The organism is Pseudomonas sp. JR33AA (genome assembly GCF_021378985.1).
In the GTDB taxonomy this organism is placed as follows: domain Bacteria; phylum Pseudomonadota; class Gammaproteobacteria; order Pseudomonadales; family Pseudomonadaceae; genus Aquipseudomonas; species Aquipseudomonas alloputida.
In genome coordinates, this window is record NZ_JAJSAW010000001.1 from 530,001 (window position 1) to 551,433 (window position 21,433).

The following is a 21,433-nucleotide window of genomic DNA, read 5'->3' on the forward strand; positions in this document are numbered from 1 at the left end:
GCTCAGCGGTACGCCCGCCGGTTATAAATTGTTCAGATCAGGATCTTTCCGTGGCGCACGAAGGTCGGTTTGACCACCCGCACCGGGTACCACTTGCCGCGAATTTCCACCTCGGCCCGATCACCGGTAGCCATAGGCACGCGCGCCAACGCAATGGACTTGCTCAGCGTAGGTGAGAAACTACCACTGGTGATCTCCCCTTCGCCAATGCCGGCTACACGCACTACCTGATGGGCGCGCAGTACACCACGCTCTTCCAGCACCAGACCCACCAGTTTTTCCTGCACGCCGCGCTTGAGTTCCGCAAGCAGGCCGGCCCGGCCGATGAAGTTGCGGTCGGCCGGTTCCCAGGCGATGCTCCAGCCCAGGTTGGAGGTGAGCGGGGTGTAGGTTTCGTCGATGTCCTGCCCGTACAGGTTCATGCCGGCTTCCAGGCGCAGGGTATCGCGGGCGCCCAGGCCGCTTGGGGCGATACCGGCGCCGACCAGGTCGTTGAAGAAGGCCACCGCCTGCGCGCCGGGGAAGATGATTTCCAGGCCATCTTCACCGGTATAACCGGTGCGGGCAATGAACCAGTCGCCGTCGGCATTGCCTTCAAACGGGCGCAGTTCGCGGATCAGTGCAGCGCGCGCCGGGCTGACCAGGGCCGCGACCTTTTCGCGGGCATGCGGCCCCTGAATGGCAAGGATGGCCAAATCTGGGCGGACCTGGAAATCAACGGAAAAACCGGCACGCTGCGATTGCAGCCAATCGAGCACTTTGGTACGGGTGGCAGCGTTGTTGACCAGGCGATAGCCGATTTCCGTGCGGTAGACGATCAGATCATCGATTACACCGCCCTCTTCGTTGAGCAGTGGGCTATACAGCGCCTTGCCGGTGTCGTCGAGGCGGGCCACATCGTTGGCCAGCAAGCGCTGCAGCCAAACGGTGGCATCAGCGCCGTCGACATCGATTACGGTCATATGGGAAACATCGAAGACGCCGCAGTCGCGGCGCACCTGGTGATGCTCCTCGACCTGCGAGCCATAGTGCAGGGGCATGTCCCAGCCACCAAAATCGACCGTCTTGGCGCCTAGCGCCAGGTGCAGGTCATACAAAAGCGTGCGCTGTCCCATGGGTTTCTCCTTCCGGGCGTGGCGAAGCGGCGGCGGTCGATGACGTTGGGTCGTCAGCTTTTCTTGTTACTCACACCCGCCGCGCGAATGCCGCGCATTGTAGCCGCAAGGTCGCAAGCTGACATCCTCAGAGACTGTGACCGGGTCGACGGGCCGAACGGCGAATCAGACCGATGACCGGCAGCAGTCCCACCAATACCAAGGTCAGTGCCGGCAGCGAGGCGCGCGCCCACTCGCCCTCGCTGGTCATCTCGAACACCCGCACGGCGAGGGTGTCCCAGCCGAACGGCCGCATCAGCAAGGTGGCGGGCATTTCCTTGAGCACATCGACGAACACCAGCAGCGCGGCGCTAAGTGCCCCCGGCACCAGCAGCGGCAGATACACCTTGAAAAACAATCTTGCGCCACCAACACCCAGGCTGCGCGAGGCTTCAGGGAGTGACGGGCGGATGCGCTCCAGGCTGCTCTCCAGCGGCCCGTAGGCCACCGCGATGAAGCGCACCAGGTAGGCCAGCAGCAACGCCGAGAGGCTGCCCAGCAGCAGCGGCTTGCCGGCGCCGCCCAGCCAGCTGGACAGCGGGATGACCAGATGGTTGTCGAGGTAACTGAAGGCCAGCATGATCGATACCGCCAACACCGAACCGGGCAGGGCATACCCCAGGTTGGCCAGGCCGACCCCGGCGCGGATACCGCCCGTCGGTGCCTGGCGCCGGGCGAAGGCCAGCAGCAGCGCCACGCACACCGTGACCAGCGCCGCCATGCTGCCCAGGTACAGGGTGTGCAGCACAAGGCCGACATAACGCTCATCCAGGTCATGCCGACCGCGTTGCCAGAACCACACCAGCAACTGCAGCAGCGGGATGACGAAAGCGCAGGCAAACACCAGCAGGCACCAGCCACTGGCCAACAACGCCTTGAGACCACGCAGGTGATACAGCGCCTGCACGCGCGGCCGTTCGTTGCCGCTGCGGCTGGCACCGCGGGCGCGGCGCTCGCCGTACAGCACCAGCATCACCGCCAGCAGCAACAGGCTGGCCAGCTGGGCCGCACTGGACAAACTGAAGAAGCCGTACCAGGTCTTGTAGATGGCCGTAGTGAACGTGTCGAAGTTGAAGACGGCCACTGCACCGAAGTCTGCCAGGGTTTCCATCAGCGCCAAGGCGATACCGGCACCGATCGCCGGCCGAGCCATAGGCAGGGCCACCCGCCAGAACGCCTGCAGGGGCGATAACCCAAGTACCCGCGCCGCCTCCATCAGGCCCTTGCCCTGAGCCAGGAAAGCCGTGCGCGCCAACAAGTAGACATAGGGATAGAAGACCAGCACCAGGACGGTAATTACCCCGCCGGTGGAGCGCACCCGAGGCAGGCGCATTGGCCCCAACACCTCGCGCAGGGCGCTTTGCACCGGGCCGGCAAAGTCCAGCAGGCCGACGAAGACGAACGCCAGCACGTAAGCCGGGATGGCGAACGGTAACATCAGCGCCCAGTCCAGCCAGCGTCGGCCGGGGAAGTCGCAGAGGCTGGTGAGCCAGGCCAGGCTGACGCCCAGCACGGTGACACCAATGCCCACCCCCACCACAAGGGTCAGGGTGTTGCCGAGCAGGCGAGCCATCTGGGTGTCGAGCAGGTGGGACCAGATCTGCAGGTCGATGGATTGCCAGGACAACAGCAGCACGCTCAGGGGCAGCAGCACCAAGGCGGCGATCAGGGAGACCGGGAGGTACCAGCGGCGTTGAGAGGTGTGGGGCAAATTGAATGTCTCTGTGGCTGATTTGCGACCGCTTTGCGGTCGTTCGCGGGTAGACCCGCTCCTACGGGGACCGCGCAAGGCAGTGCAGATCCTGTAGGAGCGGGTTTACCCGCGAAAGGGCCCTGACGGGCCTAAAGAGGATAAGGCCTGGCGCTTAGTTGTAGCCAGCCCGATCCATCAAGCGAATGGCTTCAGCCTGGCGCTTGCCGGCAATCTCCACCGGGATACTGTCGGCCTTGAAGCTGCCCCACGCCGCCACTTCCTCCGACGGCTTCACCTTCGGGTTGGCCGGGAATTCCTGGTTGATGTCAGCGAACAGCTTCTGCGCTTCTTCGCCGGTCATCCATTCCACCAGTTTCTTCGCGGCTTCCGGGTGTGGCGCATGCTTGGTCAGGCCGATGCCGGACAGGTTCACGTGCACGCCCCGGTCCCCCTGGTTGGGCCAGAAGATCTTCACCGGCAGGTTCGGGTTCTGCTTGTGCAGACGGCCGTAGTAGTAGGTGTTGACCACGCCCACATCACACTGCCCGGCCTCGATGGCCTGGATCACCGCGTTGTCGTCGGAGAACACATCGGTGGACAGGTTGTTGACCCAACCTTTGACGATTTGCTCGGTCTTGGCCTCACCGTGGGTTTCGATCAGGGTGGCGGTCAGCGACTGGTTGTACACCTTCTTGGCCGTGCGCAGGCACAGCCGGCCTTCCCACTGTTTGTCGGCCAGGGCTTCGTAGGTGCTCAACTCCTCGGGCTTGACCCGCTCGGTGGAGTAGATGATGGTGCGTGCGCGCAGGCTCAGGCCGGTCCAGTCATGGGACGAGGCGCGGTACTGCGACGGGATGTTCCGATCGATGACGTCGGACTTGATCGGCTGCAGGATGCCCATCTGCTCGGCCTGCCACAGGTTGCCTGCATCGACGGTCAGCAACAGGTCGGCCACGCCGTTGTTGCCCTCGGCCTTGATGCGCTGCATCAGCGGGGCTTCCTTGTCGGTGATGAACTTGATCTTGACCCCGGTCTTGGCGGTATAGGCATCGAACACTGGCTTGATCAGCTCGTCGATACGCGAGGAGTACACCACCACTTCGTCCGCTGCCTGGGCAGTGCCGCCGAACAGGGTCAGGGCCAAGGCGGCCAGTAGGGGCTTGCGTGGCAACATTTTAAGCACTCCTCGATCGTATGAGAGGTGCGAATGGTAGTGAATCCCATTTTCTGGCTCACCTACCTAGGCGTTACCGGATGTTGCAGAGGAGATTGTGTCCCTCTGTGGGGGCGGCCTTGTCGCAAAAGGGCCGCAAAGCGGCCCCGCCCCTCTCAAGCCTTGGCCAGATCCGGCAAGTCACCACTCAAACCCAACGCCTGGCGCACAAACAGCGCCTTGGCCTCCGGCATCTGCTCCACCAGCTTCAACCCGCTGTTGCGCAACCAGCGCAACGGCAGCGGATCGGCCTGGAACAACCGCTCGAAGCCCTCCATCGCCGCCATCAACGCCAGGTTGTGAGGCATGCGCCGGCGCTCGTAACGGCTCAGCACCTTCACATCGGCCAGTCTCTCGCCGCGCTCGCAAGCGTTGACCAGCACCTCGGCCAGCACCGCCGCATCGAGGAAACCGAGGTTCACACCCTGCCCGGCCAACGGGTGGATGGTGTGCGCGGCATCGCCAATCAATGCCAGGCCTTCACCCACATAGCGCTTGGCGTGGCGCTGGCGCAGCGGCACGCATACCCTTGGGTCGGCCTGCAAAACGTCACCCAGGCGGCCCTCGAAGGCACGCCCGAGGGCCTGCAGGAAGGCCGCTTCATCCATCGCCATCAACTGCTCGGCATGCTCCGGAGTAGTCGACCATACGATTGAGCACCAGTCTTGCTGGCCATCGCGGCTCAACGGCAAAAAGGCCAATGGTCCTTCATCGGTGAAGCGCTGCCAGGCCGTGGCCTGGTGCCCGGCGCTGCAACGCACGCTGGTGACAATGGCATGGTGCAGGTAGTCCCATTCGCGGGTTTCGCAGCCGGCCAGACGCCGCACCGCCGAATTGGCACCGTCGGCGGCGATCACCAACGGTGCACGCAATTGCCGGCCATCCGCCAGGGTCAGCAGCCACTCATCGCCAGAGCGGCGTAATTGCTCCAGCCGCGCATTGGCCAGCAGGCCGATGTCGCTGTCGTGCAGGCGCTCCAGCAGGCCGTCCTGCACCACCCGGTTCTCGACGATATGGCCGAGCACCTGGGCATGCACACTGGCCGCCGAGAAGTGAATCTGACCGGTACCGCTGCCATCCCACACATGCATGTCGGAATACGGCGTGGCGCGTCGCTGGGCAATGCCGTCCCAGGCGCCAAGGCGCTCGAGGATGCGCTGGCTGGCCGCCGATAACGCGCTGACACGCGGCTCGAACGGGGCCTGGGCATCGAAGGGGACGACCGTCAGCGGGCCACCATCGAGCAACAGTATTTGCAGGCCACTGTGGCGCAGCGCCAAAGCCAGGGCGCTGCCAACCATACCGGCCCCCACAATCAACAGATCTGCGCGCATTTTCATGCCTTACGCCAGCCTCGCTTGCGGCTTGAGCCGCACGTATAGGGTTTTATCGACCCGCGCCACCAACTCGCCGGCGCCATCGCGGATATCGACCTGCAAACGCGGCAGGCATTTCTTGCCGGTGGCGGCCTGCTGGCGGATTTCCTCCAGCAGCGCATCATCGACGTGGAATTCGGCATAAACCGGGCCTTTGCCCGGCGAGATGAAATCGATGCTGGCGGCCTTGTCCCAGACGATGTAGTCGCGCCCCAACTGCTCGATCAACAGCAGCATGTAGAACGGATCGACCATGGCATACAGGCTGCCACCAAACTGGGTACCGACGTAATTGCGGTTCCAACGAGTCAGTTTCATCGCCACCTTGACGCTACGCAGGTCCGGGCTGATGTGCTGCACACGGATACCGGCCCCCAGGTACGGTGGGTAGAGGTTCAGCAGCCAGCGCAACATGCGCGCCCGACGTGCCAGTTTACGCGGGTTGCTCATGCCTGGCCCCGCGGATCAGGGCGGGTGCCCAGGCCCATGGCCTGGCGGGCGAACCAGCTTTTTGCCGGTGGTAACAGGTCGAGCCCGAGCAGGCCAAGGTTGCGCCCGGCGGTCAGCAACGGCTGATTGCTGCCGAACAGGCGGGTGACCTGGTCAGAGAAGCCGATGGTCATCGCCTGGTCCAGGCGCTGGCGCTGGTGATAGGCCTGCAGCGTGGTCAGGTCGCCAGGCTGCTGTGGCCCCGCCAACAGCGCTTGGGCCAGGGACTGCACGTCACGCAACGACAGATTGAAACCCTGGCCCGCAATGGGGTGCAGGCTGTGTGCTGCGTTGCCCAGCACCACCAGGTGCGGTCGCACCTGCTCCTGGGCCTCGATCAAGGACAGCGGGTAGAGGTGCCGTGCGCCCACCTGGCGCAGCGCGCCCAGGCGGTAGCCGAACACACCCTGCAGTTCGCGCAGGAAGCTGCGCTCGTCGATGTCGGCCAGGCGCCGCGCATCCATGCCCTGGCGGGTCCACACCAGTGCGCAGCGGTTTTCCGGCAACGGCAGCAAGGCCATCGGGCCTTCTTCGGTGAAGCGCTCGAAAGCCTGGCCGCCATGGGCCTCACCCGGAGTAATGTTGGCGATCAACGCGCTCTGCTGGTAAGGCGTGTGGCGCACATGGATACCCAGCTGCTCGCGCAGGCCAGAGCGACCACCATCGGCCAGTACCGCCAGGTCGCACTCCAGCTGGGTGTCATCGTTCAGCCGCAGGCGGTAACCGCGCTCGATGGCCTGCATCGAGGTCACTTCGGCCGGGCAGCGCCAGCTCACCACCTCGCTGTCCAGCCCTTGCCACAGGCACTGGCCGAGCCAGGCGTTTTCCACCACGTAACCCAGCGCCGGTACGCCTTCTTCCAGGGCATCCAGGCGCGTGGCGCCAAAGCGACCACGGTCGGACACGTGAATCTGGCGAATAGGCTCGGCGCGGCGGCCGATGGCCTGCCACAGGCCCAGTTGCTGATAAATCTGCTGGGTGCCGAATGACAATGCCGACGAGCGCGCATCGTAGCTGGGCTGGTAGCTGTCGCCGGGGGCGAACGGCTCGATCAGCAGGATCTTCCAGCCGCGCGCCTTGGCACCGGCCTGCAGGGCCAACGCCAGGCTTGCGCCAACCAGGCCACCGCCGATGATCGCCAGGTTTACCCGACTCATGCCACGGCCTTGCGGGCAGCCTGCATCAGCGCCTCGATCTCGGCGACCGTACGCGGCACGCCCGACGTCAGGATTTCACAACCTTGCCTGGTCACTACCACGTCATCCTCGATCCTTACCCCAATGCCGCGCCACTTTTTGGCCACGGCCTGATTGTCGGCGCCAATGTAGATACCCGGCTCCACGGTCAGCGCCATGCCGGGTTCCAGTACCCGCCACTCGCCGCCCACCTTGTACTCGCCCACGTCGTGCACATCCATGCCCAGCCAGTGCCCGGCGCGGTGCATGTAGAAAGCGCGATACGCTTCGCTGTCGATCAGCGCCTGCACATCACCTTCGAGCAAACCCAGCTCCACCAGGCCCGCGGTGATGACCCGCACGGTCGCCTCATGAGCGTGGTTCCAGTGCTTGCCGGGGGCTATTTCGGCAAACGCCGCCGCCTGTGCCTTGAGCACCAGCTCGTAGATGGCCTTCTGCTCAGGCGAAAACCGCCCACTGACCGGGAAGGTGCGGGTGATGTCGCTGGCATAGCAGTCGATTTCGCAGCCGGCGTCGATCAGCACCAGGTCGCCATCCTTGAGCGGCGCATCGTTCTGTTGATAGTGCAGGATGCAGCCATTGCGCCCGGCCGCAACGATCGAGCCATAGGCCGGCATCTTCGCCCCGCCCTTGCGGAACTCGTAGTCCAGCTCGGCTTCCAGGCTGTACTCGTGCAGCCCGGCGCGGCAGGCCTGCATGGCCCGCACATGGGCCCGCGCAGAAATGTCTGCGGCAGCACGCATCACCTTCACTTCCGCCGCCGATTTATACAGGCGCATATCGTGCAGCAGATGATCCAGCGCAACGAACTCGTTCGGTGGCTGGGCGCCCAGGCGTGCCTTGGAACGGATCACGTTGATCCAGTCCATCAGCCGACGGTCGAACTCCGGGTTGCTGCCCATGGCGCTGTAGACCCGCTCGCGGCCTTCGATAAGGCCGGGCAGGATCTCGTCGATATCGGTGATGGGGAACGCATCGTCAGCGCCGAAATCGCGCACCGCCCCTTCCTGGCCGGCCCGCAGGCCGTCCCACAGCTCGCGCTCGGGGTTGCGTTCACGGCAGAACAGCACGTACTCGCCATGCTCGCGCCCTGGAATCAAAGCAATCACCGCCTCGGGCTCCGGGAAGCCGCTGAGGTACTGGAAGTCGCTGTCCTGGCGGTACACGTGCTCGACGTCGCGGTTGCGGATGGCAACCGCGGCGGCGGGCAGAATGGCGATGCTGTTGGGGACCATCTGCGCCATCAGCGCCTTGCGCCGACGGGCATACTCGGCCTTGGGAATGTGGCTCATGGGCAGACTACCCCTGGTTGATCAGTGCAGCGAGGGCTTGGGCGCGGGTGCGGCCGGCTTGGCCAGTTCGGAGAACAGCAGCAGGGGCGCCACGCGCAGGTATTCCATGACTTCCATGTAGTCGCTCTCGCCGTCCTCGGACTCTTCGAGCGCTTCCTGGACCTGCGAAATGGCCACCAGGTCCTGCAGCACTTCCTTGGCCTCGTCGGACAAGTCCTTACCGCCAGCGTTCAGGCCGAAACCGGTCACGAAGCCTTGGCACCACTGGCCCAGCGCCGTGGCGCGGTCGCTCAGCGCAGCATCGTCGGACGGCAGCAGCAGGACGATCGCCATGTCGTCGCTGGTCAGCTCGCCCTTGACCATTTCCTGCAAGCCGACCAAGGCGTTGCGGACACTGTCACCAGGCTCGATTTCCAGCAGTTGGGCGGCATCGGCCAACCAGGCATCGGCATCGAAGCCGGCACCGGCGCAGCTGCGGCCAATCAGCAGGCCGTGCAGTTCGGCCGGGGTGACAGGATGGCCATTGCTCGAGAGCAGCATGGCGAAAGCGTTGTAGGGCGATTGAGTATTGGGCATGGGCAGCTAGGCGCCAGACGGCGCAATGTCTAGAATGAAGACCTTGTATCCTAGCACCGGCAGGCGCGCCAAGACCATCGGCACTGGCCGTTGCCGCCCAGCGAGAGGCATCATCGCCAGGTGACTCAACGACGGAGCGAATCGAGTGCAACCCACGCAAGAGAACGACCTGCAGGCACTGATGAGCCGATTCGAGTTGCTGATCGAACGCGTCGAGCAACTAAAACGGCAAAATGCACTCCTAGTAGCTCAGGAAAAATCCTGGCGCGAAGAGCGCGCCCACCTCATCGAAAAGAACGAGATCGCCAAGCGCAAAGTCGAGTCGATGATTTTACGCCTCAAGGCTCTGGAGCAAGACTCATGAGTTCAAGCAATAGCGTCACCGTGCAGATCCTCGACAAGGAATACTCGATCATCTGCCCGCCGGAAGAGCGCAACAACCTGGTCAGCGCTGCGCGCTACCTGGACGGCAAGATGCGCGAGATCCGCAGCAGCGGCAAGGTGATCGGTGCCGACCGCATCGCGGTCATGGCGGCGTTGAACATTACCCACGAAATGCTGCACCGCCAGGAAGACCGCAACGATGCGCCGGTCAGCGGCACAAACCGCGAACAGGTGCGCGACCTGCTGGATCGGGTAGATAAGGCTTTGTCCGACGACACGGATACCAAAATCGGCTGAGATTGGTATACTGGCGCCACTCCCTGGGGGATGCGCCAGTCGGTTATGTCCCTGAGCCGATACGCACAACCACGGGGGTTGCACGCTGGGGCCGGTGTGCATGTCCGCCCGACGGAAAGCCTTAACGCCCCCTGCAATCTCCACCTTGAACTTTCGGGTTCAAGGGCTACACCGATAGCGGTCTTATCGGGGAGCCTGAATTTTCTTGCCCGCCCCCGGCGGGCAATTCGTTTTGGCCAGACCTTCCGGGTGCAGGCCAGCACATCTGGGATCGCTCGTGCCATGACCGACACCGCGCCGCTCACCCGCCCCCAGCTTCGCCGCCTGCTCCGCAACGCTCGCCGCGCACTTACCCCTGCCCAGCAACGCCAGGCCACCCTCGGCCTGTACCGCCAGCTGGCGCAACACCCCTTGTTCCGCCGCGCCCGCCACATTGCCCTTTACCTGCCCAACGACGGTGAAATCGACCCTCGCCTGCTGATGCGCGAAGCCCAGCGTCGCGGCAAGTGCACCTACCTGCCGGTGCTGCACGCCTGGCCGCGCACGCGCATGGTGTTCCAGCGTTTTGAGCAGGGTGAGAAGCTCAAGCCCAACCGCTTCCGTATTCCAGAGCCGATAATCGATCGCAAACGCCAGCGGCCGATCTGGGCGCTGGATCTGATTCTGCTACCGCTGGTCGGTTTTGACGAAGTGGGCGGCCGTTTGGGTATGGGCGGTGGCTTCTATGATCGCAGCCTGGCCTACCAGGCGCGTCGGCAAACCTGGAAAAAACCGTTGCTGCTGGGGCTGGCGCATGAATGCCAGAAGGTCGAGCGGCTGGCGCAGGCCAGTTGGGATGTACCGCTGCAGGGTACGGTATCGGACCGTGGCTGGTACCTGGCGCCACGTTGAGCGGCGCCAGCGGGGGGGTATCAACGTTGTGGCTGGCTGGCGTCGACCGGCATCTGATAGGCGGTGTCCAGCTTGCGCTCCCAGAACCCTTGCGCATAACCGGTTGTGACCACACCCAGGCCAAAAATGAACACCAGGATCCACAACAGATCCGGCTTTTTACGTTGATTCATCGAAGATTGCCCCCCAGGCAAACTGTTCAGCACTCGGCGATATTCTGGGTACCGCCGGTGCATGCGCCTTAAACGGGGCGCATTTTCCGACAACCTGCGTCCACACGCAAACCTTGACGCCAACCGGCTGTCGGTTTCGTGCAACAGGTTATTTCAAACCTTTTCAGGAGCAGCATCCATGGCCTACTGGCTGATGAAATCCGAGCCCGACGAGCTCTCCATCGAAGCCCTCGCACGCTTGGGTGAGGCGCGCTGGGACGGCGTGCGCAACTATCAGGCACGTAATTTTCTGCGGGCCATGAGCGTGGGTGACGAATTCTTCTTCTACCACTCCAGCTGCCCGCAACCCGGCATCGCCGGCATTGCCAGAATTACCCGCGCGGCCTACCCGGACCCGACCGCGCTGGACCCGGAAAGCCATTATCACGATGCCAAGGCCACGACTGACAAGAACCCGTGGAGCGCGGTGGATGTGGCCCACGTACAAACCTTTCCAAAGGTGCTGGAGCTGGGGTGGCTGAAACAGCAGGCCGGTCTGGTCGAGTTGCCGCTGGTGCAAAAAGGCAGCCGCCTGTCGGTCATGCCGGTTACGCCCGAGCAATGGGCGGTGATTGTCGCGTTGCGCTGAATACGCAGCTAAGGTCAAGGGCTTGACCGACATCAACACGCCACACATGGCCGGCGGCCATGATGTACTGTGCATGACCGCAAGGATGCAAAACGATGAACCGATACGCCCCTAGAATCTTCGCCACTGCACTGATCGCACTGCTCGCTGCAGCTGGCGGGCTGGGGTACTGGAAGTCGCTTCATGACCAGTTGCCCGAAGGCCTGAGCATGGGCAACGGCCGCCTTGAAGCCACCGAAGTGCAGATCGCCAGCAAGATCCCCGGCCGCCTTGCCGAAGTACTGGTCGATGAGGGCGACAACGTCACCCGTGGCCAGCTACTGGCACGCATCGACACACGCACCATGGAAGCCCAACGCAGCCAGGCCGAAGCCGAAGTGCTGCGCGCCCGGGAAAACTACGCCGCCGCCCAGGCCAGCGTGCAACTGCGCCAGAGTGAACTGCTGTTGGCCAGCCAGGAGCTCAAGCGCGTACGCGAAATCTTCCAGCGCAAGTTCGCCAGCCAGCAGTTGCTCGACCAACAGCAGGCGCGCTTTGACACGGCCAACGCAGCAGTAGTCGCTGCCCGCGCCCAACTGGCAGCGATCAAGGCCGCTATCGGCGCCGCCGAAGCGCAAGTGGCGCAGCTCACCAGCGAAATCGACGACAGCAGCCTGCGTGCGCCCATCAACGGCATCATCCAGCTGCGCCTGGCCGAACCCGGTGAAGTGCTAGGTGCCGGCGGCCGTGTGCTGATGCTGATCGACCCAAGCGATCAGTACATGAACCTGTACCTGCCGGCGTCCACCAGCGGCCAGCTGACCGTAGGCGACCAGGCGCGCATCGTGCTCGACGCTCTGCCCGAGCGCGCGCTGCCGGCCAAGGTGGCCTTTGTCGCAGCCAAGGCCCAGTTCACCCCCAAACAGGTGGAAACCCGCGACGAACGGCAAAAGCTGGTGTTCCGTGTAAAACTGCGCCTGAGCGACCCGGGCGCCGTGCCGCAAGCCAAACCAGGCATGCCAGGCGCCGGCTATGTACGCACGGCTGAGGTGGACTGGCCGGCCAACCTGCAATGAACGCCCCGGCACTGCTGGCCGAAGGCATCAGCCACCGTTATGGCGACCTGATAGCCCTCCATCCACTAGGCTTCAGCCTCCCTGTGGGCACCCGCTGCGCGCTGATTGGCCCTGACGGGGCTGGCAAATCGACCCTGCTGGGGCTGATCGCCGGCGTGAAACGCCTACAGCAGGGAGAGCTGCAGGTGCTGGGCGGCTCGATCCGCCAACGCCGCCATCGCACGGCGCTCTACCCCAAAGTGGCGTTCATGCCGCAGGGGCTGGGCAACAACCTGTACCCGGAACTGTCGATCAGCGAGAACATCCGTTTTTTCGCCACCCTGTTCGGGCTGGGTCGCCGCGAGTGTGAACAGCGCATGGCCAATCTGTTGCAGGCCACCGACCTGCAGCGCTTTGCCCAGCGCCCGGCCGGCAAGCTGTCGGGCGGCATGAAGCAGAAGCTCGGCCTTTGCTGCGCGCTGATCCACGAACCAGACCTGCTCATCCTGGACGAGCCGACCACCGGCGTCGATCCACTGTCGCGGCGGCGCTTCTGGGAGCTGGTGGAACAGGTTCGCGCACAACGCCCGCAACTGACCCTGCTGGTGGCTACCGCCTACATGGAAGAAGCTGAACAGTTCGAGCATTGCCTGATGCTCGATGGCGGCCGGCTACTGGCCGCCGGCCCTAGCCACGAACTGGCTGCAGTAACCCCGAGCGGCAAGCTGGATGATGCGTTTACCCACTACCAGGGCGCGGGCAAGGGGCAGCATCAACCCCTGGCAATCCCGCCGCGTCAGGCCACGGACGGCCCGGTCGCCATCGAAGCACACGACCTGACCCTGCGCTTTGGCGACTTCACAGCGGTGAACAAGGTCAGTTTCGCCATTGGCCGCGGTGAGATCTTCGGCTTCCTGGGTTCCAACGGTTGCGGCAAGACCACCACCATGAAAGTGCTCACCGGCCTGATGCCGGCCAGCGAGGGCAGCGCCAGCCTGCTGGGTCGCCCGGTGGACGCCAGCGACCTGGCCACACGCAAGCGGGTCGGCTTCATGTCGCAGAGTTTCTCTCTGTATGGCGAGCTCAGCACCCGGCAGAACCTGGCCCTGCATGCCCGCCTGTTCGACTTGCCCAAAGCCGAGAGCGCCCAGCGCATCGATGAGCTGATCGAGCGTTTCGACCTCGCCGCTATCGCCGACCAGCCGTCTGGCGCCCTGCCCCTTGGTTTGCGCCAGCGCCTGTCGCTGGCGGTGGCTGTTCTGCATCGCCCGGAAGTCTTGATCCTCGACGAACCCACCTCCGGCGTCGACCCAGCTGCCCGCGACGACTTCTGGCGCCTGCTGGTAGAGCTGTCCCGCGAGCAGGGCGTGACCATTTTCCTCTCCACCCACTTCATGAACGAAGCCCAGCGCTGCGATCGTATTTCGCTGATGCACGCCGGGCGGGTGCTGGCCTGCGACACACCCGATGCCCTGCAGCACCAGTACCAGGGCGACACGCTGGAGGACGCGTTCGTTCGCTGCCTGGAACAGGCCCAGGAACTGGCCCCAGCCGCCACCGACAGCAGTGTGCTGGAACAGGCGTCCACCCCCACCCTACCACTACGCCAAGGTTTCAGCCTGCGCCGCCTGCTGGCAGTGGCCAGCCGTGAAGGCAAGGAGCTGCTGCGCGACAAGGTGCGCCTGGCCTTTGCCCTACTGGGTGCACTGTTCATGATGGTGATCTTCGGCTACGGCATTTCACTGGATGTGGAAAACCTCGCCTTCGCCGTGCACGATCAGGACCAGAGCCCGCAAAGTCGCGCCTACCTCGAGGCCTTCCGTGGTTCACGCTACTTCGCCGAACAGGCGCCAATCCGCGACAGCAGCGAGCTGCACCAGCGGCTGCAACGCTCGGAAATCAAACTGGCACTGGAAATTCCGCCCGGCTTTGGTCGCGACCTGTACGCAGGACGCCAGCCGGTGGTGGCTGCCTGGCTCGACGGTGGCATGCCGTTCCGCGCAGAAACCAGCCGCAACTACGTGGAAGCCGTGCACCAGGCCAACCTGGAGCAACTGGCAAAGGCCAGCCCACAACCGCAGTCGCGCCAGGACCCGGTGCGCCTGGAAACGCGTTTCCGCTACAACCAGGATGTGGTCAGCGTGAACGCCATCGGCCCGGGCGTGATGGCGCTGATACTGGCCTTCATTCCAGCCATGCTCACGGCACTGGGCATCGTGCGCGAGAAGGAGCTTGGCTCCATCACCAACTTCTACGCCACTCCCCTCACCCGCCTGGAATTCCTGCTTGGCAAGCAGATGCCCTACCTGGCTGTGAGCCTGGTCAACCTGGCGCTGCTGGTGGCGATGAACCGCTGGCTGTTCGCCGTACCGCTCAAGGGCAGCGTACTGGCTTTGGCATGTGGCGGCATGGCCTACCTGCTGGCAACCACCAGCCTGGGCCTGCTGATTTCGGCATTCACCCGCACCCAGATCGCCGCCATTCTCGGCACGATGATCATTACCAGCCTGCCGACCATCCAGTTTTCCGGGCTGATCGTGCCACGTTCATCGCTAGAAGGCGCGGCAGCGGTGATGGGCCAGTTGTTCCCGGCGGGCTACTTCCTCGACATTGCAGTCGGCACCTTCACCAAGGCGTTAGGCCTGCGCGAGCTGTGGCCGCAGTGCCTGATCCTGCTGAGCTTCTTTGCCGCCTTCACCGGCCTGAGCCTGGCAATGCTGAAAAAGCAGGAGGCCTGACATGTCGCGCCTGAACCATACCCTGCGCCTGGGCCTGAAGGAACTGACCAGCCTGCGTCATGACAGCGTACTGCTGCTGTTCCTTTTATATGCCTTCAGCGTGGCAATCTACATGCCGGCAGCCGGCTCGGTGATCGGCGTACACAACGCCAGCGTGGCGGTGGTGGATGAAGACCATAGCCTGCTCTCGCGCAAGCTCAGCGAAGCCCTGCAACCGCCCGAGTTCCAACCAGCCGTGCCACTGCCTCCGGATCGCCTGGACCAGGCCATGGACAGCGGCCAGTACACCTTCGTCATCAACGTACCGGTGAACTTCCAGAGCGACCTGCTGGCCGGGCGCTCGCCGGAGCTGCAAATCAACGTCGATGCCACGGCCATGAGCCAAGCGTTCATGGGCGCCGGCTACATCGGCCGCATCTTCGAACGTGAACTGCTCGACTATAGCCAGCGTGGCAACGTGCAAAGCCCGGTGCTGATCAACCCCAAGGCGCTGTTCAACCCCAATCTGGAGGGGGGCTGGTTTCTGGCCGTGATCCAGATCGTCAACAACATCACCATCCTGGCGATCATCCTCACCGGCACCGCGCTGCTGCGCGAGCGTGAACATGGCACCCTCGACCACCTGCTGGTGCTGCCGCTGACCGCGCTGGAAATCATGCTGGCCAAGATCGGCAGCAACGCGCTGGTGGTGGTGATCTGCACCTGGATTTCGTTGGTGGTAGTCGTCAAAGGCGCACTGGGCGTGCCGCTGTCCGGCTCGATGGGGCTGTTCCTGGCCGTGACCGCGCTGTACCTGTTCGCCAGTACATCGCTGGGCATTTTCCTCGCCACCCTGGCGCGCTCGACGCCACAGTTCGGCCTGCTGGCGATCCCGGTGATCATACCGATGCTGTTGCTGTCCGGCGGCAGCACACCACTGGACAGCATGCCGCAGTGGCTGCAGTGGGTGATGCAGGGCTCACCGTCGACGCACTTCGTCAGCCTGGGGGCTGCGATCCTGTTCCGCGATGCCGGGTGGGCGGTGGTATGGCCGGATATCCTGGCGCTGGGCCTGATCGGCCTGGTGTTCTTCAGCGTGGCCCTCGCGCGGTTCCGCCGAACCCTGGCGTCCTGAGCAAGGACGAGGGCTTGCGCAATCCCCGCGGGGCCGGACTTGCAACTATCAGCGGTTATTGCACGATCAGGTTGTTGAACAGCAAGTCTTCAACGATCGGCTTGCCCTCTTCTGCTTCCAGTACCTGCTGCACCTGCTTCAATGCCTCCTGGCGCAGGTGTTCCTTGGCTTCGACGTTGCTCATGCTGTCCACCGTCTGCTGAGTGAACAGTGCCACCAGCTGGTTACGGATCAGCGGTTCGTGGTGCTTCACCGTCTTGGCCGCTTCGTCGCCGGTCACGCGCAGGGCCACGTCAGCCTTGTATACGCGCAGCCGCGGGCTGCCGTCGAGCGCATAGTTGCCAACGAAGGGCGGGCTCAGGCTGATGTAGGCGACCTTGGGCACCCCTTCCTTGGCTTCCTCGGCCATGGCCGCAGCCGGCAGCAGCAGCGCCAGCACCATCAAGATCCACGCTTTCACGAATTCGCTCCTCAATACAGTTGGCGCCAGCTTACCCAGCACACCGCTCAAACCCAAGCCCGGGCTTATGCCGGCCCATCAGGGCGGGCCATGCTCGTTGACCCGCCAAGCGGCCCTCCTACACTTATCGGCCACTACCCGCAAAGGAATAGCCCCGATGAAAGCTGTGTTGTGCAAAACCCTAGGTCCGGCGCGCAACCTGGTGCTGGAAGAGGTGGCCAGCCCTCTGCCGAAGAAAAACGAGATACTGCTGGACGTGCAGGCTGCCGGGGTCAACTTCCCCGACACCTTGATCATCGAAGGCAAGTACCAGTTCCAGCCACCGCTGCCGTTCTCTCCAGGTGGCGAGGCAGCGGGCGTGGTGGCCGCCATCGGCGAAAAGGCCGGCGCGTTCAAGGTAGGCGACCGGGTCATGGCGCTCACCGGCTGGGGTGCGTTCGCCGAGCAAGTGGCGGTGCCGTTCTATAACGTGCTGCCGATCCCGGCGAGCATGGACTTCACCACCGCTGCGGTCTTCGGCATGACCTACGGCACCTCGATGCACGCCCTGCGCCAGCGTGGCCAGTTGCAAGCAGGCGAGACCCTGCTGGTATTGGGCGCTTCCGGCGGGGTGGGCCTGGCGGCGGTGGAGATCGGCAAGGCCATGGGCGCGCGGGTGATCGCGGCGGCCAGCAGTGCCGATAAACTGGCCGTGGCCAAGGCTGCCGGGGCGGATGAGCTGATCGACTACAGCCAGGCCAGCCTGCGCGAAGAAATCAAGCGCCTGACCGGCGGCCAGGGCGTGGACGTGATTTACGACCCGGTCGGTGGCGAGCTGTTCGAGCAAGCGGTGCGCGGGTTGGCCTGGAATGGCAGGCTGCTGGTGGTGGGTTTTGCCAGCGGCAGCATCCCACAGCTGGCGACCAACCTGGTGCTGCTCAAGGGCGCAGCGGTATTGGGCGTGTTCTGGGGGGCATTTGCCCAGCGCCAGCCGGAGGACAACGCGGCCAACTTCCGTCAGCTGTTTGCCTGGCATGCCGAGGGCAAGTTGAAGCCGCTGGTGTCGCAGACTTATCCACTGGCAGACGCCGGGGCTGCCATTGAGAAGCTGGGACAACGGCGGGCTGTGGGTAAGTTGGTGGTGCTGGCCAGGTAAGGCAGGACCGGCCTCTTCGCGGGTAAACCCGCTCCTACAGGCACGTTCCCAAGGATGTTGCAAACCTGTAGGAGCGGGTTTACCCGCGAAGAGGCCGGTACAGGTTACTCACACTTCCCGCAGATTGTGGCAACGCCTGAATCGCGCTTCCAAATTGCGATCGGGCATCTGGTGACTGCGCAGTGCATTCAAGGTCTGCTCGACATAGTCACGCGTAGTGCCATAACGGCCCTTGGCACTGGCCAGGATCTGGCTGAGCAAGGTATCTGGCAAGTTGCCGGCATAACACGGCAGATGCCGCTCCAGCACAAAGCCCAAGGCCTGCACCTTACTACCATCGCCCAGGCGGCAGTTGAGCCAGTGCGGCCGGTATGCCGGATACGGCATCTCGCGTTGCCACAGGGCCATCAGCGAGTCGTCCAGGTTGCGCTCATCCAGTCGGTAGGCAAAGCCGCTGCAGGAGCCACCGCGATCCAGGCCAAACACCAGGCCGGGCGTTTCCGGGGTACCGCGATGTTCATGCGACCACAAGTACAAGCCACGGTGATAACCATGGACCCGCGCGCGCTGGCGCTCCACCGAATTGCACTCCGGGCGCCAGATCAACGAACCATAGGCAAACAGCCACACCGGCCCGCCCTGATGCCTGGACATGGTTGTTTTCATGGAGCTGAACAACTGTTCGCGAGTATGTTGCTGACCGAAATCAAGTGCCGGAGGGTATGAAACTTCCCAAGACATACTTTCAAGTGCCGACATAAGCTGCCGCCATTATTCCTGTGAACTACGGATGTAGCGAGATTCGATTACGCTGCGGCCCCAGGCCGCTGAACCCAGGGCGCTTGCAGTAACCATAGGCTAGAATTGCAGGAATACTCAAGCCCTTGAGCACGCGTTTCATACACGGCCCCGACGACTGGGAATTATTGTTTCAGCAACTGTGAAAGTTATTGGCCAAGGCGGTAACAATTACCGCCTTATACCCACAGTTTCAAACTTCGGTTATTAACCGCGCGGCGCGTAGGCGAATACATCGGCACGCATGCGGTGGGCATCCATACCGGCTTCGACCAAGGCGTCGAGCGTGGCGTAGATCATGTTCGGTGAGCCGCTGGCATACACATGCACGCTATTGAGGTCGGCAATGTCGTCGCAGACCGCTTCATGCAGCATGCCGCAGCGGCCTTCCCAGCCGCACAGGTCGCTGACCACCTGATGCAGGAACAGGTTAGGCAGACGCTGCCATTCGTCCCAGTGCTCGATCTGATAGAAGTCCTCAGGCCGGCGCACCCCCCAGTACAGGTGTACCGGGTGCTTGAAGCCCTGAGCCCGGCAATGCTCGACCAGGCTGTGCATCTGGCCCATGCCGGTGCCGGCGGCAATCAGCACCAGCGGCCCGTCGGGCAGCTCGGCCAGGTGGGTGTCGCCAAACGGCATTTCGATGCGCGCCAGGCCATCTCGCCTGAGCTGGTCGATCAGTTGCACCGCACTGGGCTCACGCGCCAGCACATGCAGCTCCAGTTCACGCCCGGCATGTGGCGCGGACGCCAGCGAGAAGGCTGCCGGCTTGCCGCCCTCACGTTCGATCATCAGGTATTGCCCCGCGTGGTAGCGCAGTGGCTTGCCTGCAGGCGCACGCAGGCGCACCCGCCAGACGTCGCCACCGACGTCGACGCACTCACTGACGCTGCACGCCAGTTTGCGCACTGGCAGTTCGCCCAAGGCAAGCACGCCGTCCCAGAGCAACACGCAGTCCTCCAGCGGTTCGGCAATGCAGGTGAACAACTCGCCATGGTCGCGGACTTCGCCATCCTGGCGAACCCGTCCTTCAACCAACAACGCGGCGCAAACATGGCAATTGCCATTGCGGCAGCTGTTTGGGCAGTCATAGCCCAGCCGCCGCGCTCCATCCAGGATCCGTTCCCCGGGCTCAAGCGCCAGCACCGCCCCGGACGGCTGCAACGTTACCTGCATCAATCTATTCCCAACTGATCCCACAGCTCATCGATACGGCGGGTGACGGCTTCATCCTTGACGATGACCCGGCCCCATTCGCGTGTAGTCTCGCCCGGCCACTTATGCGTCGCGTCCAGGCCCATCTTCGAACCCAGCCCCGACACCGGTGACGCGAAGTCCAGGTAGTCGATCGGGGTGTTGTCGATCATTACCGTATCACGCTTGGGGTCCATGCGCGTGGTAATGGCCCAGATCACATCGTTCCAGTCACGAGCGTTGATATCGTCATCGGTGACAATAACGAACTTGGTGTACATGAACTGTCGCAGGAACGACCACACACCCAGCATTACGCGCTTGGCGTGGCCTGGGTACTGTTTCTTCATGGTCACCACCGCCATGCGGTACGAGCAGCCCTCCGGCGGCAGGTAGAAGTCGGTGATTTCCGGGAACTGCTTCTGCAGGATCGGCACGAAGACTTCGTTCAGCGCCACGCCGAGGATGGCCGGCTCATCTGGCGGCCGGCCGGTGTAGGTGCTGTGGTAGATCGGTTTTTGCCGGTGGGTGATGCGCTCGACGGTGAGCACCGGGAAGCTGTCCACTTCGTTGTAGTAGCCGGTGTGATCACCGTACGGGCCTTCCGGGGCCATTTCGCCTGGGTGGATCACCCCTTCCAGGATGATCTCGGCGGTTGCCGGTACCTGCAGGTTGCTGCCACGGCATTTGACCAGCTCGGTGCGGTTGCCTCGCAACAGGCCGGCGAAGGCGTACTCGGAGAGGGTGTCCGGGACCGGGGTAACCGCGCCGAGAATGGTCGCCGGATCAGCGCCCAGGGCCACGGCGACCGGAAACGGCTGGCCGGGGTTCTTCTCACACCACTCTCGGTAGTCGAGGGCGCCGCCACGGTGGCTGAGCCAGCGCATGATCACCTTGTTGCGGCCGATCACTTGCTGGCGGTAGATGCCCAGGTTCTGGCGGTCCTTGTTCGGGCCACGGGTCACGGTGAGGCCCCAGGTAATCAGCGGCGCCACGTCGCCAGGCCAGCAGTGCTGAATCGGCAGTGCGCCAAGGTCGACATCGTCACCCTCGATCACCACTTCCTGGCACACCGCGTCCTTGACCACTTTTGGCGCCATCGACACGACCTTCTTGAAGATCGGCAGCTTCGACCAGGCGTCCTTCAGGCCTTTGGGCGGCTCGGGCTCCTTGAGGAAAGCCAGCAGCTTGCCGATTTCCCGCAGTTCGCTGACCGACTCGGCGCCCATGCCCATGGCTACCCGCTCCGGCGTACCGAACAGGTTGCCCAGCACGGGGATGTCGAAGCCGGTGGGCTTTTCGAACAGCAATGCCGGGCCCTTGGCACGCAGGGTGCGGTCGCAGACCTCGGTCATTTCCAGGACGGGGGAGATCGGTACCTGGATGCGCTTGAGCTCGCCGCGCTGTTCCAGGCCACGGATGAAGTCGCGCAAGTCGCGATACTGCATGCAGAAGCCTCGTGTTGGCCGTATCGGTCGGGGTGCAGAGTGTAGCGCCGTTCGGGCCTTGTTTGGGGGTGAAAATGCATTGGGGCCGCTTTGCACCCCTTCGCGGGCAAGCCCGCTCCTACAACGGCCGCAGTGACCTGTGTAGGAGCG

At 63.7% G+C, this 21,433-nt stretch carries 21 protein-coding genes and 1 other RNA gene; 9 read left to right on the plus strand and 13 right to left on the minus strand.

Annotation, left to right across the window (positions count from 1 at the left end):
* Window positions 1–32: 32 nt before the first annotated feature.
* The 8 genes from gcvT to LVS58_RS02355 form a co-directional block, all read right to left on the minus strand.
* Window positions 33–1,115, minus strand: a complete 1,083-nt coding sequence (gcvT, locus tag LVS58_RS02320; RefSeq protein ID WP_233689725.1) for a glycine cleavage system aminomethyltransferase GcvT — start codon at window positions 1,113–1,115, stop codon at window positions 33–35.
* 127 nt (window positions 1,116–1,242) lie between these two features.
* The gene (locus LVS58_RS02325; RefSeq protein WP_233689726.1) at window positions 1,243–2,865 is read right to left on the minus strand and encodes an ABC transporter permease; all 1,623 of its coding nucleotides are present in this window, start codon (window positions 2,863–2,865) and stop codon (window positions 1,243–1,245) included.
* Between the two features lie 154 nt (window positions 2,866–3,019).
* Complete coding sequence (locus LVS58_RS02330; protein ID WP_233689727.1) at window positions 3,020–4,021, minus strand: extracellular solute-binding protein; 1,002 nt, start codon at window positions 4,019–4,021, stop codon at window positions 3,020–3,022.
* A 155-nt stretch (window positions 4,022–4,176) separates the two neighbouring features.
* Entirely contained in the window at window positions 4,177–5,394 is a 1,218-nt protein-coding gene (locus tag LVS58_RS02335; RefSeq protein ID WP_162996151.1) for a 2-octaprenyl-3-methyl-6-methoxy-1,4-benzoquinol hydroxylase, read from the minus strand.
* A gap of 9 nt (window positions 5,395–5,403) precedes the next feature.
* On the minus strand, window positions 5,404–5,886 hold the full coding sequence (locus tag LVS58_RS02340) for a DUF4442 domain-containing protein (RefSeq protein ID WP_233689728.1): 483 nt from the start codon (window positions 5,884–5,886) through the stop codon (window positions 5,404–5,406).
* Window positions 5,883–7,082, minus strand: coding sequence for a 2-octaprenyl-6-methoxyphenyl hydroxylase (gene ubiH, locus LVS58_RS02345; RefSeq protein WP_233689729.1), 1,200 nt, complete (start codon window positions 7,080–7,082; stop codon window positions 5,883–5,885). Before ubiH ends, LVS58_RS02340 begins: the two co-directional genes overlap by 4 nt.
* The gene (gene pepP / locus LVS58_RS02350) at window positions 7,079–8,413 is read right to left on the minus strand and encodes a Xaa-Pro aminopeptidase (protein WP_003253692.1); all 1,335 of its coding nucleotides are present in this window, start codon (window positions 8,411–8,413) and stop codon (window positions 7,079–7,081) included. Before pepP ends, ubiH begins: the two co-directional genes overlap by 4 nt.
* 21 nt (window positions 8,414–8,434) lie before the next feature.
* Window positions 8,435–8,989 carry a YecA/YgfB family protein gene (locus LVS58_RS02355; RefSeq protein WP_014592797.1) on the minus strand — a complete coding sequence of 185 codons (555 nt, stop codon included), beginning with the start codon at window positions 8,987–8,989 and terminating at the stop codon, window positions 8,435–8,437.
* 181 nt (window positions 8,990–9,170) lie between these two features.
* Here LVS58_RS02355 and LVS58_RS02360 point away from each other — a divergent pair, with 181 nt between their 5' ends.
* From LVS58_RS02360 to LVS58_RS02375, 4 genes are all read left to right on the plus strand, one after another.
* The gene (locus tag LVS58_RS02360) at window positions 9,171–9,353 is read left to right on the plus strand and encodes a TIGR02449 family protein (protein ID WP_029886233.1); all 183 of its coding nucleotides are present in this window, start codon (window positions 9,171–9,173) and stop codon (window positions 9,351–9,353) included.
* Entirely contained in the window at window positions 9,350–9,670 is a 321-nt protein-coding gene (locus LVS58_RS02365; protein WP_003253687.1) for a cell division protein ZapA, read from the plus strand. The genes LVS58_RS02360 and LVS58_RS02365 overlap by 4 nt, the downstream gene beginning before the upstream one ends.
* Window positions 9,671–9,687: 17 nt before the next feature.
* Window positions 9,688–9,867: non-coding RNA, 6S RNA (ssrS, locus tag LVS58_RS02370), on the plus strand.
* 85 nt (window positions 9,868–9,952) lie between these two features.
* The gene (locus LVS58_RS02375) at window positions 9,953–10,561 is read left to right on the plus strand and encodes a 5-formyltetrahydrofolate cyclo-ligase (RefSeq protein ID WP_233689730.1); all 609 of its coding nucleotides are present in this window, start codon (window positions 9,953–9,955) and stop codon (window positions 10,559–10,561) included.
* Between the two features lie 20 nt (window positions 10,562–10,581).
* Here the strand turns inward: LVS58_RS02375 and LVS58_RS02380 are convergent, their stop codons facing one another.
* The gene (locus LVS58_RS02380; protein ID WP_233689731.1) at window positions 10,582–10,734 is read right to left on the minus strand and encodes a hypothetical protein; all 153 of its coding nucleotides are present in this window, start codon (window positions 10,732–10,734) and stop codon (window positions 10,582–10,584) included.
* A 178-nt stretch (window positions 10,735–10,912) separates the two neighbouring features.
* Here LVS58_RS02380 and LVS58_RS02385 point away from each other — a divergent pair, with 178 nt between their 5' ends.
* The 4 genes from LVS58_RS02385 (at window position 10,913) to LVS58_RS02400 (ending at window position 16,248) form a co-directional block, all read left to right on the plus strand.
* Complete coding sequence (locus tag LVS58_RS02385; RefSeq protein WP_233689732.1) at window positions 10,913–11,362, plus strand: EVE domain-containing protein; 450 nt, start codon at window positions 10,913–10,915, stop codon at window positions 11,360–11,362.
* Between the two features lie 95 nt (window positions 11,363–11,457).
* The gene (locus tag LVS58_RS02390; RefSeq protein WP_233689733.1) at window positions 11,458–12,417 is read left to right on the plus strand and encodes an HlyD family secretion protein; all 960 of its coding nucleotides are present in this window, start codon (window positions 11,458–11,460) and stop codon (window positions 12,415–12,417) included.
* Window positions 12,414–15,134, plus strand: a complete 2,721-nt coding sequence (gene rbbA, locus LVS58_RS02395; RefSeq protein WP_233689734.1) for a ribosome-associated ATPase/putative transporter RbbA — start codon at window positions 12,414–12,416, stop codon at window positions 15,132–15,134. The genes LVS58_RS02390 and rbbA overlap by 4 nt, the downstream gene beginning before the upstream one ends.
* Window position 15,135: 1 nt before the next feature.
* Window positions 15,136–16,248, plus strand: coding sequence for an ABC transporter permease (locus LVS58_RS02400; RefSeq protein ID WP_233689735.1), 1,113 nt, complete (start codon window positions 15,136–15,138; stop codon window positions 16,246–16,248).
* A 55-nt stretch (window positions 16,249–16,303) separates the two neighbouring features.
* Here LVS58_RS02400 and LVS58_RS02405 read toward each other — a convergent pair whose 3' ends face one another.
* Window positions 16,304–16,708, minus strand: coding sequence for a flagellar basal body-associated protein FliL (locus tag LVS58_RS02405; protein WP_003253671.1), 405 nt, complete (start codon window positions 16,706–16,708; stop codon window positions 16,304–16,306).
* A 157-nt stretch (window positions 16,709–16,865) separates the two neighbouring features.
* Between LVS58_RS02405 and LVS58_RS02410 the strand changes: the two genes are divergently transcribed.
* Window positions 16,866–17,843, plus strand: a complete 978-nt coding sequence (locus tag LVS58_RS02410) for an NADPH:quinone oxidoreductase family protein (RefSeq protein WP_233689736.1) — start codon at window positions 16,866–16,868, stop codon at window positions 17,841–17,843.
* Window positions 17,844–17,951: 108 nt separating this feature from the next.
* Here LVS58_RS02410 and LVS58_RS02415 read toward each other — a convergent pair whose 3' ends face one another.
* From LVS58_RS02415 to ubiD, 3 genes are all read right to left on the minus strand, one after another.
* Window positions 17,952–18,602 carry a gamma-glutamylcyclotransferase gene (locus LVS58_RS02415; RefSeq protein ID WP_012054059.1) on the minus strand — a complete coding sequence of 217 codons (651 nt, stop codon included), beginning with the start codon at window positions 18,600–18,602 and terminating at the stop codon, window positions 17,952–17,954.
* Between the two features lie 246 nt (window positions 18,603–18,848).
* Entirely contained in the window at window positions 18,849–19,817 is a 969-nt protein-coding gene (locus LVS58_RS02420; RefSeq protein WP_233689737.1) for a CDP-6-deoxy-delta-3,4-glucoseen reductase, read from the minus strand.
* Window positions 19,817–21,283 carry a 4-hydroxy-3-polyprenylbenzoate decarboxylase gene (gene ubiD, locus LVS58_RS02425; RefSeq protein ID WP_233689738.1) on the minus strand — a complete coding sequence of 489 codons (1,467 nt, stop codon included), beginning with the start codon at window positions 21,281–21,283 and terminating at the stop codon, window positions 19,817–19,819. The genes LVS58_RS02420 and ubiD overlap by 1 nt, the downstream gene beginning before the upstream one ends.
* Between the last annotated feature and the right edge of the window lie 150 nt (window positions 21,284–21,433).

What these genes read in the sequence shown, in the direction of transcription:
- LVS58_RS02375 (WP_233689730.1), top strand. Translation starts at nt 9,953, where the DNA reads ATGACCGACACCGCGCCGCTCACCCGCCCCCAGCTTCGCCGCCTGCTC.
- LVS58_RS02380 (WP_233689731.1), bottom strand. Translation starts at nt 10,734, where the DNA reads ATGAATCAACGTAAAAAGCCGGATCTGTTGTGGATCCTGGTGTTCATT.
- LVS58_RS02335 (WP_162996151.1), bottom strand. Translation starts at nt 5,394, where the DNA reads ATGCGCGCAGATCTGTTGATTGTGGGGGCCGGTATGGTTGGCAGCGCC.
- LVS58_RS02330 (WP_233689727.1), bottom strand. Translation starts at nt 4,021, where the DNA reads ATGTTGCCACGCAAGCCCCTACTGGCCGCCTTGGCCCTGACCCTGTTC.
- LVS58_RS02400 (WP_233689735.1), top strand. Translation starts at nt 15,136, where the DNA reads ATGTCGCGCCTGAACCATACCCTGCGCCTGGGCCTGAAGGAACTGACC.
- pepP (WP_003253692.1), bottom strand. Translation starts at nt 8,413, where the DNA reads ATGAGCCACATTCCCAAGGCCGAGTATGCCCGTCGGCGCAAGGCGCTG.
- gcvT (WP_233689725.1), bottom strand. Translation starts at nt 1,115, where the DNA reads ATGGGACAGCGCACGCTTTTGTATGACCTGCACCTGGCGCTAGGCGCC.
- LVS58_RS02360 (WP_029886233.1), top strand. Translation starts at nt 9,171, where the DNA reads ATGAGCCGATTCGAGTTGCTGATCGAACGCGTCGAGCAACTAAAACGG.
- LVS58_RS02365 (WP_003253687.1), top strand. Translation starts at nt 9,350, where the DNA reads ATGAGTTCAAGCAATAGCGTCACCGTGCAGATCCTCGACAAGGAATAC.
- LVS58_RS02410 (WP_233689736.1), top strand. Translation starts at nt 16,866, where the DNA reads ATGAAAGCTGTGTTGTGCAAAACCCTAGGTCCGGCGCGCAACCTGGTG.
- LVS58_RS02420 (WP_233689737.1), bottom strand. Translation starts at nt 19,817, where the DNA reads ATGCAGGTAACGTTGCAGCCGTCCGGGGCGGTGCTGGCGCTTGAGCCC.
- ubiH (WP_233689729.1), bottom strand. Translation starts at nt 7,082, where the DNA reads ATGAGTCGGGTAAACCTGGCGATCATCGGCGGTGGCCTGGTTGGCGCA.
- rbbA (WP_233689734.1), top strand. Translation starts at nt 12,414, where the DNA reads ATGAACGCCCCGGCACTGCTGGCCGAAGGCATCAGCCACCGTTATGGC.
- LVS58_RS02415 (WP_012054059.1), bottom strand. Translation starts at nt 18,602, where the DNA reads ATGTCGGCACTTGAAAGTATGTCTTGGGAAGTTTCATACCCTCCGGCA.
- LVS58_RS02385 (WP_233689732.1), top strand. Translation starts at nt 10,913, where the DNA reads ATGGCCTACTGGCTGATGAAATCCGAGCCCGACGAGCTCTCCATCGAA.
- LVS58_RS02340 (WP_233689728.1), bottom strand. Translation starts at nt 5,886, where the DNA reads ATGAGCAACCCGCGTAAACTGGCACGTCGGGCGCGCATGTTGCGCTGG.
- ubiD (WP_233689738.1), bottom strand. Translation starts at nt 21,283, where the DNA reads ATGCAGTATCGCGACTTGCGCGACTTCATCCGTGGCCTGGAACAGCGC.
- LVS58_RS02355 (WP_014592797.1), bottom strand. Translation starts at nt 8,989, where the DNA reads ATGCCCAATACTCAATCGCCCTACAACGCTTTCGCCATGCTGCTCTCG.
- LVS58_RS02390 (WP_233689733.1), top strand. Translation starts at nt 11,458, where the DNA reads ATGAACCGATACGCCCCTAGAATCTTCGCCACTGCACTGATCGCACTG.